A 12686-nucleotide genomic window follows, 5' to 3' on the forward strand; every position below is an offset into this window, starting at 1 on the left:
TACTTTCACGTGAAAGCCGCAGAACAATGAAAAACAGTTGCCATGCCGGATTGGCAACCTGAGGAGTAAGCACTAGAGTATGCGCGCGCAAAACGGGCTTGAGCCTTTCGCACATCGCTGTCGCGTTTATTACGAGGACACCGATGCGGGGGGCATCGTGTATTACGTTAATTACCTCAAGTTTATGGAACGGGCTCGAACCGAGCGGCTACGAGATCTGGGCTTTGCCCAATCCACGCTTGCCGGCGAGGACCTGTTGTTCGTCGTGCATTCCAGCGAAGCGCGCTACCACGCGCCGGCGCGACTGGATGACGAACTGCTGGTAAGCGCTGAAGTAATCGAATTGAACCGTGCCAGCCTGCGCTTCAAGCAGCAGGTCAGGCGGGCAACGGATAATGTGCTGCTCTGCGAAGGGCAGTTTCTGGTGGCCTGTGTGCGCACTGAAAGTTTGAAACCCCGGGCCATTCCCGAAGCTCTACGAGCGGCCTTTGCCGACGTGAGCGGCGCGGGTACACACTCAAAGCAGGAGATAAAGCGTGGAAGCTAACGTCGTCGACCATTCCTCCATGTGGAGCCTGGTCAGCAATGCCAGTATCGTGGTGCAACTGGTAATGCTGATCCTGGTAGCCGCATCGGTGACCTCGTGGATCATGATCTTTCAGCGCAGCAACCTGCTGCGCGCCGGTCGACGTGCCCTGGAGAGCTTCGAAGAGCGCTTCTGGTCGGGTATCGACCTGTCCAAACTGTACCGTCAGGCCGGCAGCAATCCGGACCCTGATTCGGGCGTCGAGCAAATCTTCCGTGCCGGCTTCAAGGAATTCTCCCGTCTGCGCCAGCAGCCAGGCGTTGACCCGGAAGCGGTCATGGAAGGCGTGGCCCGTGCCATGCGCGTCGCCATTTCCCGCGAAGAAGAAAAGCTCGAGCAGAGCCTGCCCTTCCTGGCCACCGTTGGTTCCGTCAGCCCGTACATCGGTCTGTTCGGTACGGTCTGGGGCATCATGAACTCCTTCCGTGGCTTGGCGACCGCCCAGCAAGCGACCCTGGCCACTGTGGCCCCGGGTATCGCCGAAGCACTGATCGCCACGGCCATCGGTCTGTTTGCCGCGATCCCTGCCGTAATCGCTTACAACCGTTTTGCTGCTCGCAGCGAAACCCTGCTGGGCCGCTACTACACCTTCGCCGACGAGTTCCAGGCGATCCTGCACCGCAAAGTGCACACCAGCGAAGAATAAGCAGGTAATTTCCAATGGCTTTAATCGCTCGAGCTCGCAAAAAGCGCAAGCCGGTCGCCGAGATGAACGTGGTGCCTTACATCGACGTGATGTTGGTGCTGCTGGTGATCTTCATGGTGACCGCGCCGATGCTCAATCAGGGCGTGAAAGTTGATCTGCCCAAGGTTTCCAGCGAAGCCTTGCCGCAGGACAACAACACACAGGTCCTGACCATTTCCATCAAATCCGACAAGACCTACTACTGGAACCTTGGCAGCGAAGTCGACACCGAAAAGCAGCAGGATCGGGCCATGACCCTGCCGCAGATGACTGACGCGGTGACCAAGATCATTCGCGTCGGCAACGAAGGCGGCAAGCGTACCCAGGTCTTCATTCGCGGCGACAAGAGTGTCGATTACGGTTCCGTCATGGGGGCCATGGGCGGGTTGCAGAAAGCCGGGGTCGGTAATGTTGGCTTGATTACCGAGGCGCCCTGATGCAGCAACAGCGAGAGCCGTCCGCCTCGGAAAGCTACTTCTGGCCTAGTGTCTGGGCGATTGGCTTGCACGTGCTGGTGTTCGGCATGCTGTTCGTCAGTTTTGCCTTTACCCCGGAACTGCCGCCGGCCAAGCCGATTGTCCAGGCGACCTTGTACCAGCTGAAATCGAAAAGTCGGGCGACCACCCAGACCAATCAGAAGATTGCCGGTGAAGCGCAGAAATCTGCTGCGCGTCAGACCGAAGTCGAGCAGATGGAACAGAAAAAGGTCGAGCAGGAAGCGGTGAAGGCTGCGGAACAAAAGAAAGAAGAGGCGGCTCAAAAGGCCGAAGAAGCCAAGAAGGCCGACGAGGCGAAGAAAGCGGACGAGGCGAAAAAGGCTGATGAAGCCAAGAAAGCCGACGATGCGAAGAAAACCGCGGAAGCCAAGAAGGCAGAAGAGAAACAATTGGCTGATATAGCCAAGAAGAAAGCTGAAGAAGAAGCCAAGAAAGCTGCGGAAGAAGAGGCCAAGAAAGCGGCCGCTGAAGAAGCCAAGAAAAAGATCGTCGAAGACGCGAAGAAGAAAGCCGCGGAAGACGCCAAGAAGAAAGCTGAAGCTGAAGAGGCGAAGAAGAAAGTCGCCGATGAAGCGAAGAAGAAAGCTGCCGCCGATGCTGCGAAGAAGAAATCGCAGGACGCGGCACGTAAATCCGCCGAAGACAAAAAGGCCCAGGCCCTGGCAGATTTGCTTTCCGACACGCCGCAGCGTCAGCAGGCCTTGGCCGATGAGCAGGGCGACGAAGTCGCCGGCAGTTTCGATGACCTGATTCGTGCGCGTGCAGCGGAAGGTTGGGCTCGTCCACCTTCGGCGCGCAAAGGCATGACGGTCGTGTTGCAAATCGGCATGTTGCCGGACGGTACGGTGACTTCGGTCAGCGTGTCCAAGTCCAGTGGCGACGGTCCGTTTGACGCCTCGGCTGTTGCAGCGGTGAAGAATATTGGACGTTTGACAGAAATGCAGGGAATGAAGCCGAGTGATTTCGCTCCGTATCGTTCATTCAAGATGACATTCACACCTGAGGATCTAGCCTTGTGAGAAACCTTCTTCGAGGAATGCTGGTCGTTATCTGCTGCATGGCAGGGATGGCGATGGCAGATGAGAAAAACATTCTGGTTACCAGTGGCAGCGATCGGGCGACCCCGATCGCCGTAGTACCGTTCGGCTTCCAGGGCGGTAGCGTGCTGCCGGACGATATGGCGGAAATCATCGGTAACGACCTGCGCAACTCGGGTTACTACTCGCCGCTTCCAAAGCAGAACATGATCAGCCAGCCGAGCCAGGCCAGCGAAATCATCTTCCGTGACTTCAAGGCGCTGGGTGCCCAGTACGTCATGGTCGGCAGCATTGTGCCGGCGGGCGGTCGCCTGCAGGTGCAATACGCACTGTTCAACGTGGCCACCGAGCAGCAAGTGCTGACCGGCAGCGTGTCGGGCGGCGTTGATCAGTTGCGCGACATGGCGCACTACATCTCCGACCAGTCGTTCGAAAAACTCACGGGTATCAAGGGTGCCTTCTCGACTCGCCTGCTGTACGTAACGGCCGAGCGTTTCTCCGAGAACAATACTCGCTATACCCTGCAACGTTCGGACTACGACGGTGCTCGCGCCGTGACCCTGCTGCAGTCGCGCGAGCCGATCCTGTCGCCGCGTTTCGCACCGGATGGCAAGCGCATCGCTTATGTCTCCTTCGAGCAGAAGCGTCCACGCATCTTCATGCAGAACATCGACACCGGTCGCCGTGAGCAGATCACTAACTTCGAAGGCCTGAACGGCGCGCCAGCCTGGTCGCCGGATGGCAATCGCCTGGCGTTCGTCCTGTCGAAAGACGGCAACCCGGACATCTATGTGATGAACCTGGGCTCGCGTCAGATCAGCCGCGTTACCAACGGTCCCGGCATCAATACCGAACCGTTCTGGGGCAAGGATGGCTCGACCATCTACTTCACGTCCGACCGTGGCGGCAAGCCGCAGATCTACAAGACCAGTGCCGGTGGTGGCGGTGCCGAACGCGTGACTTTCGTCGGTAACTACAACGCCAACCCTAAATTGTCGGCTGATGAAAAGACGCTTGTCATGATTCACCGTCAGGATGGCTTCACCAATTTCAAGGTGGCGGCCCAGGATTTGCAGCGCGGTAGCGTAAAAATCCTCACTGATAGCACTCTGGACGAGTCGCCTACTGTCGCGCCCAACGGCACCATGGTAATCTACGCCACCCGCCAGCAGGGCCGGGGAGTCTTGATGCTCGTGTCCATCAATGGACGCGTAAGGCTCCCGCTTCCTACCGCACAAGGCGAAGTCAGAGAACCTTCCTGGTCCCCTTACCTGAACTGACGCGGCGCTATACGTTGTACTTAACACACTGGGGTTCATTAGGAGTTTCACGATGGAAATGCTGAAGTTTGGTAAATTTGCTGCGCTGGCACTGGCCATGGCTGTAGCTGTAGGTTGCTCGTCCAAAGGCGGCGACAATGCCGGTGAAGGCGCGGTAGATCCAAACGCTGGTTACGGCGCAAACACTGGTGCAGTTGACGGCTCCCTGAGCGAAGAAGCTGCACTGCGCGCTATCACCACTTTCTACTTCGAATACGACAGTTCGGACCTGAAGCCAGAAGCCATGCGCGCTCTGGACGTTCACGCCAAAGACCTGAAAGCAAACGGCGCTCGCGTTGTTCTGGAAGGCAACACCGACGAACGTGGTACTCGTGAGTACAACATGGCACTGGGCGAGCGTCGTGCGAAAGCCGTTCAGCGCTACCTGGTACTGCAAGGTGTTTCCCCAGCTCAGCTGGAACTGGTTTCCTACGGCGAAGAGCGTCCAGTTGCTACCGGCAACGACGAGCAGTCCTGGGCTCAAAACCGTCGCGTCGAACTGCGTAAGTAATTCGTCATGCGAACGTGCCGTCGTGCTGTAACTGTCTTGGCTCTCAGCCTCGCGCCGCTTGCGGTGTGGGCTGCGGTTCCTGTGGTCGATAATGACTCCGGCTATAACAATAGCGGGAGTAGTTATCCGCCTGCAGGTTACGGTACGAACGGCGCCTATGCCGGGGGAGGGGTTTCGGCCCCTGTCTCGGCACAGGGCGAGCTGTTCAACCAACTGCAATCAATGCAGCAACAGATCGAGCGCCAGCAAGGTGCGATCGAAGTTCTGCAAAATGATGTAGCGCGCATGAAGCAGGAAAACCTGGAGCGATACCAGGATCTTGATCGGCGCATAGGAACCGGCGTTGCACCAGCCGCGACTCCTGAAAATTCTTCCACCGGTGGTGATATGAATGCCGCTGGTGCAGCAGCAGGTGCGGCAGCTGGCGCAGCCGCTGCTCAAGCACCTGCCGCGGGTAGCGAACCGGCGGATCCGGCGAAGGAAAAGCTCTATTACGATGCTGCCTTCGACCTGATCAAGGCCAAGGACTTCGACAAGGCCAGTCAGGCTTTTTCCGCTTTCCTGCGCAAGTACCCGAACAGCCAGTATGCGGGCAACGCCCAGTACTGGTTGGGCGAAGTGAACCTGGCCAAAGGCGATCTGCAAGGCGCAGGTCAGGCATTTGCCAAGGTTTCGCAGCTGTATCCCAAGCACGCGAAAGTGCCGGACTCGCTGTACAAGCTCGCTGACGTAGAGCGTCGCCTGGGTCATACCGACCGGGTCAAAGGCATTCTGCAGCAGGTGGTGTCCCAATATCCGGGCACTTCCGCCGCTCAGCTGGCCCAGCGCGATCTGCAAAAAATGTAAGCCTGCTTGATCCGTTTCAAAGAAACCCGCGCTTGTCGCGGGTTTTTTCGTTAGAATTCACGCCCTTTTTATGAAACACGCTTTTAGGGGCCTGCGCTTTGCCGGGGTTCCTTCAAGTGCCTGACGGAGGCGGACAGCCTGTTTAGCTGTTACGCCCGTGGCGACTATGCAAGACACATTGAGAATCACCGAAGTTTTCTACTCGTTGCAGGGAGAAACGCGGACTGCTGGCCTGCCCACTGTTTTTGTGCGCCTGACCGGTTGCCCTCTGCGTTGCCAATACTGCGACAGCGCCTATGCGTTCACAGGCGGAACCATCCGCACGCTCGATGACATCCTCGAGCAAGTTGCCGGTTTTCGCCCGCGATACGTCTGCGTCACGGGCGGCGAGCCCCTGGCTCAGCCCAACGCCATTCCCTTGCTCAAGCGCTTGTGTGACGCCGGTTACGAAGTGTCACTGGAAACCAGTGGCTCCATCGATATCTCGGCAGTAGATTCCCGGGTCAGTCGCGTTGTCGACCTGAAAACCCCGGGTTCGAAGGAAGCGCACCGCAATCGCTACGAAAACATCGAGCTGCTCACGCCTAATGATCAGGTGAAGTTTGTCATCTGTTCGCGAGAGGACTATGACTGGTCCGTTTCCAAGCTGATCCAGTACGGTCTGGATCAGCGTGCCGGTGAAGTCCTGTTTTCACCAAGTCACCATGATCTCAATGCTCGGGATCTGGCGGACTGGGTGGTGGCGGACAACCTGCCAGTGCGTTTGCAATTGCAGCTGCATAAATATCTATGGAATGACGAGCCGGGGCGCTGAAATGACTGAACAACTCAATACTGCTGAAAAACGTGCGGTCATCCTGCTGTCCGGTGGCCTGGACTCGGCGACTGTCGTGGCCATGGCCCGTGCCGAAGGCTACAGCTGCTACACCATGAGCTTCGACTACGGTCAGCGCTCTCACGCCGAACTGTACGCCGCCGAGCGTGTGGCGCGGGATCTGGGTGTGGTCGAGCACAAGGTAATCGGTCTGAACCTGAACGGCATGGGCGGCTCGGCCCTGACCGACACCAGCATCGATATTCCGGAAGAGTTGGGTGAAGGCATTCCCGTGACGTACGTGCCTGCGCGTAACACGGTGTTCCTGTCCCTGGCCCTGGGCTGGGCAGAGGTACTCGGCGCACGGGACATCTTCATCGGCGTCAACGCGGTGGATTACTCCGGTTACCCGGACTGCCGTCCTGAGTTCATCGAGTCGTTCGAGCGCATGGCCAACCTGGCAACCAAGGCCGGTGTCGAAGGCAATGGCTTCCGCATTCAGGCGCCTCTGCAGAACCTGAGCAAGGCGCAGATCGTTGAGGCTGGCGTGAAGCTGGGCGTCAATTACGGGCTGACCGTTTCCTGCTATCAAGCTGACGATAACGGCCGTGCGTGTGGCAAATGCGACAGCTGCCGACTGCGTGCGGAAGGCTTTGCGGCGGCCGGAATCAGTGATCCAACCCCTTATTTTTGATTTATTTCAAAATAGGTGTTGAATAGTCCTTAAAAATCAGTATTATACGCGCCACCACACAGCGGGTCGTTAGCTCAGTTGGTAGAGCAGTTGGCTTTTAACCAATTGGTCGTAGGTTCGAATCCCACACGACCCACCATTTTTGGCGGTTTAGAAAATCCGGAAGGCCCACGCAAGTGAGGATTTCCGGGTTTTTTTTTGCCTGAAATTCAGTGCTGGCAGGTCTGGAGGGTGAGGCTTTCGCTAAGGTAGTAGTGGTTGCCTGGTTTTACCGCGTCGCCGCAGTTTTCAATTCCCACGGTTTAAAGCTCAGCCACAACATCAGCCCCGGTGCCTGCAACGCAATCATCACCCCCAGCGACCACTGATAAGCCTCCACCGGATGCCCTTGCCCGGATGCTGGCCACAGGTTCAGAATTTCTCCCATCAACCATTGCAAGACAAACGCCAACACGAACACCACCAGGTTGAACGACGAACTGACCCGTCCGGCCAGTTCTGGGGATACCGACTGAGCCACGATCGCGTAGTTCATGGTGGTGGAGGTGCCGAAGAAGCTGAATCCCATAGCAATCAGTAGCGGCGGTACGGGTAGTCCGCTGATCATCAGTGATTGAAATACGATGAAGATTGAAACCCCGGTGCCGCACACCATGATCGGCTGCACACCAAAGCGCCGCAGGTAGTCGGTGATCGAGCCGAAGGCCAGCGAGCCTGCCACCATCGCCACGGTGCCCCAGAGCAAGGTATTGGCCATGCTGGACTCGTTCAACTGGGCGACATCGCGTAGCCACGGCCCCATCCATAGCGACAGCACCGACATGTAGATCGCATGGGCAAACACCGAGTACAACGCCAGTCGCCAAAATACCCAGGAGGAGTAAAGCCTTCCCACGGCCTTGGACATTTCGGCAAGAGTGGTGTGTTTGGGGTTGTAGGTGCGCGGCACGCTCCGATGAATGATTACACAGACGAACAATGTCAGCAGCGCCAGAATCAAGAATGCTTCACGCCATGAGATCCACTTGAGCAGTTCATGCAGCGGCGTGGTGGACGCCATTGCGCCCAAGCCGCCCACAGATAACAGGCATGCTGTACTCAGCGGCAGGCGTTCGGCAGGTAGCCAGATCGCGCACGCCTTGATCGCACTCATCAGCGAGCCTGCAACACCTAGGCCGATCAGGCTGCGACCAATGATCAAGCCCAGTTCCGTATGGGAAAAGCTGAAAATCAGCGAGCCCAACACAGCAAAAAGCAGCATGGGTGCCTGCACGCTACGCGGACCGTAGCGGTCGAGCATGACCCCCAGCGGAATCTGCGCTGCGGCGAAAGTCAGAAAGTACACACCGGTCAACAGGCCGAGGCTACTGGCGGGCAGGTGCAGTTCCCGTTCCAGATCCACGTAGATCAAGGCGTTGACCGTGCGAAACAGATACGAAACAAAATGCCCGAGGCCAAATGGGATGAATATGGTCAAAAACAAGTACAAAAACGAGTGTTTGGCTTCCTGATCGGCTTTGGTACAAGAGTCTATGTTCTCATTGCTCATGTCGCAGGCGTCTCGCATGTGGAAAAGGTTGTGCGTATTTCACAGCAGAAACGACCCCGCTCTTCTTCAAGCCAAAGCTCATCGGGGCACGGTCGCATTTCCGAGAACTTTGCGTGACCCGCGTTCTTCAGGGCGTTGCTGATGCCGTCGAAGGACAACGGGTTATCGAAGTCGAGGAACAGCGGTTTGGGTTCGGTATCGATCTTGATGAAGGCATAACGGGGCAAGCCATTGCAGGGTTTTAGTGCAAATAAGCTTCTTTCTGCTCGACAGAGGCTATCCAGCCCTAAACAGTGTGTCATTCCTATTTTTGTAGGAGATAGATCATTGATTTTGTAGGAATCTTCCGGTTTTTCGATCATGTGTGCATCGACTGTCATGTCGATGTTCGATCAGTACAGGTGCAAAGTGATCCCGAATTCCACAAGACCCACCATTTTCAAGCAGTTTTAAAGATCTGGAGGGCCCACGTATGTGAGGATTTCCGGATTTTTTCTGCCTGCGATTTAATTCAGCGATGCGCTAGGCTGCGCAGGTCAGAATCACCTTTTGCATCCGTCGGATATTCTGTAGCCTTGCGCAGCTTCAACGCTGTCCGTGCCTGATGAATACTCACTTTCCCGGCGGTACCCTGAAGGGGCCGGAGCCGGGTGTATACTCGACTTTCGCGCGAATGCGCCTGCAGGTCTTGCGAACATGACGCAGATTTCCGAACGCCTTTTGGTTCAGGCTCACCTCGACGCCAAGCAGCCCAAGCCGCTGACTGCCGAGGAAGAAGCTTATTACCGTGCCGCCATTGCCGCCGAGCTCAAGGCTCAGGACGCGGTGATGGTTGCCCACTTCTATTGCGATCCGGTGATTCAGGCCCTGGCCGAAGAAACCGGTGGTTGCGTTTCCGATTCGCTGGAGATGGCCCGCTTCGGCAACGCACATCCGGCCAAGACCGTGTTGGTCGCCGGTGTGAAGTTCATGGGTGAAACCGCGAAAATCCTCAACCCTGAAAAACGTGTGCTGATGCCCACCCTCGAAGCGACGTGTTCGCTGGACCTGGGTTGCCCGGTGGACGAGTTTTCGGCGTTCTGTGATCAGCACCCGGAACGCACCGTCGTGGTGTATGCCAATACCTCGGCGGCGGTCAAAGCCCGGGCGGACTGGGTGGTGACGTCCAGCTGCGCACTGGAGATCGTCGAAAGCCTGATGGATAACGGCGAGACCATCATCTGGGGGCCGGACAAACACCTGGGCACTTACATTCAGCGCCAGACCGGTGCTGACATGCTGCTGTGGGACGGTGCCTGCATCGTTCACGAAGAGTTCAAGTCCAAACAGCTTGAAGACATGAAGGCGCTGTACCCTGATGCGGCGATTCTGGTGCACCCGGAGTCGCCGACATCGGTGATTGAATTGGCCGATGCCGTGGGTTCCACCAGTCAGTTGATCGCGGCGGCACAGAGCCTGCCGAACAAGACGTTGATCGTTGCGACCGACCGCGGCATTTTCTACAAGATGCAGCAGCTGTGCCCGGACAAGGTCTTCATCGAAGCGCCAACGGCCGGTAACGGCGCAGCCTGCCGTAGTTGCGCACATTGCCCGTGGATGGCCATGAACACGCTTGAGCGCACGCTAAAGTGCTTGAAAGACGGGGCGAACGAGATCTTTGTCGATCCTGCGCTGATTCCGCAGGCGATTCGCCCATTGAAGCGCATGCTCGACTTCACTCAGGCTGCGCGGATGAAGCTGGCGGGTAACGCCTGATTCGCCGGCCGCCAAAAAAACGCCCCGATAGGATCGGGGCGTTTTTGCATCTGGCGGTTTACCTGGTTTTCTTCGGAATTTGTACGAGCTGAGTGTTGGAGTACATGTCATGCCAGCTGCGCTTCTGTTTATCGAACAGTGGCCAGATAAAACCCAGCCCTGCGCACAGCCATGAAGCAATCGACACCACAAACCGCAACAGCGCCTGCCACAGGCTGATGGGTGAACCATCGGCGTTCTGCACGCGAATGCACCACACCTGCATGCCCAGGGTCTGGCCAGACCAGGTCCAGAACTTGGCGAAAAAGCCGAACAGCACAAACAGCAGCACCGTCGAGAGCAATGGGTCGCCGTCCAGCGCGCCGGCCTCGGTCAGTGTGCGCATTTTTTCTTCGCCGAGGATGGCCATCTGGATCATCTTGTAAATGCCGCTGGTGACGATCAGCAGGGCGGTACACAACAGGAAGTCATAGAACATCGCTGCCAGGCGACGACCCAGGGGAGCGGCGGGGAAGTCGCCCTGGGGGTTGAGAAGGTGTTTCGACATGGCAGCCTCGGGGCAGAAAAAAGAAGCCATTTTACGGATTTACGCGCACAAAAAAGCCCCTGATGTCAGCATCAGGGGCTTTTTCGTTACAGAAGATTAGGCTTCTGCTTGTACTTCGTCAGCCTGCATGCCTTTCTGGCCCTGCACGGCGATGAAAGTCACTTTCTGGCCTTCTTTCAGGCTTTTGAAGCCGTTGCCCTGGATAGCGCGGAAATGCACGAACAGATCCGGACCGCTTTCAGGAGTGATAAAACCAAAACCTTTCTCGTCGTTAAACCACTTGACGGTACCGCTCTGACGTTGGGACATTTCTTATTTCCTTTGACGCAAAAAATTAATGACAGTCTCCTTCTCATGAAAGAGTACTGGGGCTGGTTGCAGGAGAGTAAGAAGACGTCGAACGGGATGTAGCTAACTTGTAGGCTACTGCCCAGGTCACGATTCCAAGCGACCCATGCAAACACAGTGAACAAACTCTACGCCAACTACGGGAGAAAAAACAAGCCCTGTGAAGGCCCCGTATTTCCTCAGGTTGATGGCAAAGTCAGTCCACTAGCGGGGGCTTATTCCCTGGTCTTGTTCAGTTGTTTTCGATCGTTATAAGCAAAGTTCATAATCGAAGCTTATAGCCAAACGGTGCACTGTTATATGGCGGTTGCGTTACACATTAGTGCACCGTTAACGCAACCGCGTTACTTATAGGAACATTCAATCAGCCGCGATAGTAGCGTTGTGGAACAAATGGCATTTTGCTTACAAGCAAAGGCACCTTTTTCCCACGAACGATCGCCCAAACCGGTGTGTCCAGTGCGATATAAGCGCTGTCGACATAACCCATGGCCAGCGGCCCGCCCAAGGTTGGCCCGAAACCGCCGCTGCAGACGCTACCGATGATGTCGCCGGCTTCGTTGACGATCTCGGCTCCTTCACGCACGGGTGTACGTTCCTGTGGTAACAAACCTACGCGTTTGCGGTTCACGCCTGCCTGTTGCTGGGCGAATACGCTTTCAGCGCCAGGGAAGCCGCCGGCCCGCGCACCATCGGCACGACGCGACTTGGAGATCGCCCACAGCAGGCTCGCCTCAATCGGCGTGGTTTCGGTGTTCATGTCATGACCGTACAGGCACAAACCCGCTTCCAGGCGCAGGGAGTCGCGGGCGCCAAGGCCGATGGCGGCCACTTCGGCTTCAGCGAGCAGCGCGCGAGCCAGGGCTTCGGCGTTCGCGGCGGGTACGGAGATTTCGAAACCGTCTTCACCGGTGTAACCCGAGCGGCTGGCAAAGCAGTCCACACCCAGCAGCTTCACGCGGGCGAACTGCATGAAGGTCATCTTTGCAACTGTAGGGGCCAGGCGTGCCAGCACGGTCACGGCAGCCGGGCCTTGCAGGGCGAGCAGAGCGCGCTCTTCAAACAGCGGCTCGATCGTGCACTGGTCGCCAATGTGCTTGCGCAGGTGGGCCAGGTCCTGGTCCTTGCAGGCGGCGTTGACCACCAGGAACAGTTCGTCGTTGCCCAGGTTGGCGACCATCAGGTCGTCGAGGATGCCGCCCGTCGCATTGGTGAACATGGCGTAACGCTGCATGCCCACCGGCAGGTCGATGATGTCCACCGGCACCAGCGTTTCCAGGGCCTTGGCGGCATTGGCGCCGGTCAGGCGGATCTGGCCCATGTGCGAGACATCGAACAGCCCGGCCTGATCACGGGTGTGCTGGTGTTCTTTCATCACGCCCAGCGGGTACTGGACGGGCATGTCGTAGCCGGCGAACGGCACCATGCGCGCGCCGAGTTCGATGTGCAGTGCGTGCAACGGGGTTTTCAACAGTTGTTCGGTGGACATATTCAGCTC

At 57.2% G+C, this 12686-nt stretch carries 15 protein-coding genes and 1 tRNA gene; 11 read left to right on the plus strand and 5 right to left on the minus strand.

From position 1 onward, the window contains the following. Positions 1 to 79 precede the first annotated feature (79 nt). From ybgC to KGB07_RS11930, 10 genes are all read left to right on the plus strand, one after another. Positions 80 to 547, plus strand: a complete 468-nt coding sequence (ybgC, locus tag KGB07_RS11885) for a tol-pal system-associated acyl-CoA thioesterase (protein WP_008052449.1) — start codon at positions 80 to 82, stop codon at positions 545 to 547. Next, positions 537 to 1232, plus strand: coding sequence for a protein TolQ (gene tolQ, locus KGB07_RS11890; RefSeq protein WP_008147369.1), 696 nt, complete (start codon positions 537 to 539; stop codon positions 1230 to 1232). Before ybgC ends, tolQ begins: the two co-directional genes overlap by 11 nt. 23 nt (positions 1233 to 1255) lie before the next feature. Then, positions 1256 to 1708 (plus strand): protein TolR, encoded by a 453-nt coding sequence (gene tolR / locus KGB07_RS11895; RefSeq protein ID WP_162135951.1) that lies wholly within the window; start codon positions 1256 to 1258, stop codon positions 1706 to 1708. Further along, the gene (tolA, locus tag KGB07_RS11900; RefSeq protein ID WP_160389295.1) at positions 1708 to 2787 is read left to right on the plus strand and encodes a cell envelope integrity protein TolA; all 1080 of its coding nucleotides are present in this window, start codon (positions 1708 to 1710) and stop codon (positions 2785 to 2787) included. The genes tolR and tolA overlap by 1 nt, the downstream gene beginning before the upstream one ends. A 17-nt stretch (positions 2788 to 2804) precedes the next feature. Beyond that, positions 2805 to 4085, plus strand: coding sequence for a Tol-Pal system beta propeller repeat protein TolB (gene tolB / locus KGB07_RS11905; protein WP_167362903.1), 1281 nt, complete (start codon positions 2805 to 2807; stop codon positions 4083 to 4085). A gap of 52 nt (positions 4086 to 4137) precedes the next feature. Then, the gene (gene pal, locus KGB07_RS11910; protein ID WP_003178634.1) at positions 4138 to 4635 is read left to right on the plus strand and encodes a peptidoglycan-associated lipoprotein Pal; all 498 of its coding nucleotides are present in this window, start codon (positions 4138 to 4140) and stop codon (positions 4633 to 4635) included. A 6-nt stretch (positions 4636 to 4641) separates the two neighbouring features. After that, positions 4642 to 5481 carry a tol-pal system protein YbgF gene (ybgF, locus tag KGB07_RS11915; protein ID WP_046042214.1) on the plus strand — a complete coding sequence of 280 codons (840 nt, stop codon included), beginning with the start codon at positions 4642 to 4644 and terminating at the stop codon, positions 5479 to 5481. Between the two features lie 166 nt (positions 5482 to 5647). Then, positions 5648 to 6295 (plus strand): 7-carboxy-7-deazaguanine synthase QueE, encoded by a 648-nt coding sequence (gene queE, locus KGB07_RS11920; protein WP_007995628.1) that lies wholly within the window; start codon positions 5648 to 5650, stop codon positions 6293 to 6295. Between the two features lies 1 nt (position 6296). Beyond that, a complete protein-coding gene (queC, locus tag KGB07_RS11925) occupies positions 6297 to 6989 on the plus strand; it encodes a 7-cyano-7-deazaguanine synthase QueC (protein ID WP_223465464.1) in 693 nt (230 codons plus the stop codon). A gap of 63 nt (positions 6990 to 7052) precedes the next feature. Next, a tRNA-Lys gene (locus tag KGB07_RS11930) sits at positions 7053 to 7128 on the plus strand. A gap of 129 nt (positions 7129 to 7257) precedes the next feature. Here the strand turns inward: KGB07_RS11930 and KGB07_RS11935 are convergent. Together KGB07_RS11935 and KGB07_RS11940 are read right to left on the minus strand one after the other, a co-directional pair. Continuing rightward, the gene (locus KGB07_RS11935) at positions 7258 to 8538 is read right to left on the minus strand and encodes an MFS transporter (RefSeq protein WP_223465466.1); all 1281 of its coding nucleotides are present in this window, start codon (positions 8536 to 8538) and stop codon (positions 7258 to 7260) included. Further along, a complete protein-coding gene (locus KGB07_RS11940) occupies positions 8535 to 8918 on the minus strand; it encodes a hypothetical protein (RefSeq protein ID WP_223465467.1) in 384 nt (127 codons plus the stop codon). The genes KGB07_RS11935 and KGB07_RS11940 overlap by 4 nt, the downstream gene beginning before the upstream one ends. Before the next feature lie 316 nt (positions 8919 to 9234). On the opposite strand from KGB07_RS11940, the gene nadA reads away from it, so the two are divergent. After that, positions 9235 to 10293 carry a quinolinate synthase NadA gene (gene nadA, locus KGB07_RS11945; protein ID WP_223465469.1) on the plus strand — a complete coding sequence of 353 codons (1059 nt, stop codon included), beginning with the start codon at positions 9235 to 9237 and terminating at the stop codon, positions 10291 to 10293. A 58-nt stretch (positions 10294 to 10351) separates the two neighbouring features. On the opposite strand, the gene KGB07_RS11950 is transcribed toward nadA, so the two are convergent. From KGB07_RS11950 to gcvT, 3 genes are all read right to left on the minus strand, one after another. After that, a complete protein-coding gene (locus tag KGB07_RS11950) occupies positions 10352 to 10840 on the minus strand; it encodes an RDD family protein (RefSeq protein ID WP_046042220.1) in 489 nt (162 codons plus the stop codon). A gap of 96 nt (positions 10841 to 10936) precedes the next feature. Beyond that, positions 10937 to 11149 (minus strand): cold-shock protein, encoded by a 213-nt coding sequence (locus KGB07_RS11955; protein WP_007977299.1) that lies wholly within the window; start codon positions 11147 to 11149, stop codon positions 10937 to 10939. A 403-nt stretch (positions 11150 to 11552) separates the two neighbouring features. Continuing rightward, positions 11553 to 12677 carry a glycine cleavage system aminomethyltransferase GcvT gene (gene gcvT, locus KGB07_RS11960; RefSeq protein WP_223465472.1) on the minus strand — a complete coding sequence of 375 codons (1125 nt, stop codon included), beginning with the start codon at positions 12675 to 12677 and terminating at the stop codon, positions 11553 to 11555. Positions 12678 to 12686 lie beyond the last annotated feature (9 nt).

The sequence above is a fragment of the Pseudomonas sp. GL-RE-26 genome (genome assembly GCF_019956275.1).
Lineage (GTDB): Bacteria > Pseudomonadota > Gammaproteobacteria > Pseudomonadales > Pseudomonadaceae > Aquipseudomonas > Aquipseudomonas grandcourensis.

What these genes read in the sequence shown, in the direction of transcription:
- pal (WP_003178634.1), top strand. Translation starts at nt 4,138, where the DNA reads ATGGAAATGCTGAAGTTTGGTAAATTTGCTGCGCTGGCACTGGCCATG.
- KGB07_RS11950 (WP_046042220.1), bottom strand. Translation starts at nt 10,840, where the DNA reads ATGTCGAAACACCTTCTCAACCCCCAGGGCGACTTCCCCGCCGCTCCC.
- nadA (WP_223465469.1), top strand. Translation starts at nt 9,235, where the DNA reads ATGACGCAGATTTCCGAACGCCTTTTGGTTCAGGCTCACCTCGACGCC.
- KGB07_RS11935 (WP_223465466.1), bottom strand. Translation starts at nt 8,538, where the DNA reads ATGAGCAATGAGAACATAGACTCTTGTACCAAAGCCGATCAGGAAGCC.
- tolB (WP_167362903.1), top strand. Translation starts at nt 2,805, where the DNA reads ATGCTGGTCGTTATCTGCTGCATGGCAGGGATGGCGATGGCAGATGAG.
- ybgC (WP_008052449.1), top strand. Translation starts at nt 80, where the DNA reads ATGCGCGCGCAAAACGGGCTTGAGCCTTTCGCACATCGCTGTCGCGTT.
- queC (WP_223465464.1), top strand. Translation starts at nt 6,297, where the DNA reads ATGACTGAACAACTCAATACTGCTGAAAAACGTGCGGTCATCCTGCTG.
- gcvT (WP_223465472.1), bottom strand. Translation starts at nt 12,677, where the DNA reads ATGTCCACCGAACAACTGTTGAAAACCCCGTTGCACGCACTGCACATC.
- queE (WP_007995628.1), top strand. Translation starts at nt 5,648, where the DNA reads ATGCAAGACACATTGAGAATCACCGAAGTTTTCTACTCGTTGCAGGGA.
- tolA (WP_160389295.1), top strand. Translation starts at nt 1,708, where the DNA reads ATGCAGCAACAGCGAGAGCCGTCCGCCTCGGAAAGCTACTTCTGGCCT.
- ybgF (WP_046042214.1), top strand. Translation starts at nt 4,642, where the DNA reads ATGCGAACGTGCCGTCGTGCTGTAACTGTCTTGGCTCTCAGCCTCGCG.
- KGB07_RS11940 (WP_223465467.1), bottom strand. Translation starts at nt 8,918, where the DNA reads ATGACAGTCGATGCACACATGATCGAAAAACCGGAAGATTCCTACAAA.
- KGB07_RS11955 (WP_007977299.1), bottom strand. Translation starts at nt 11,149, where the DNA reads ATGTCCCAACGTCAGAGCGGTACCGTCAAGTGGTTTAACGACGAGAAA.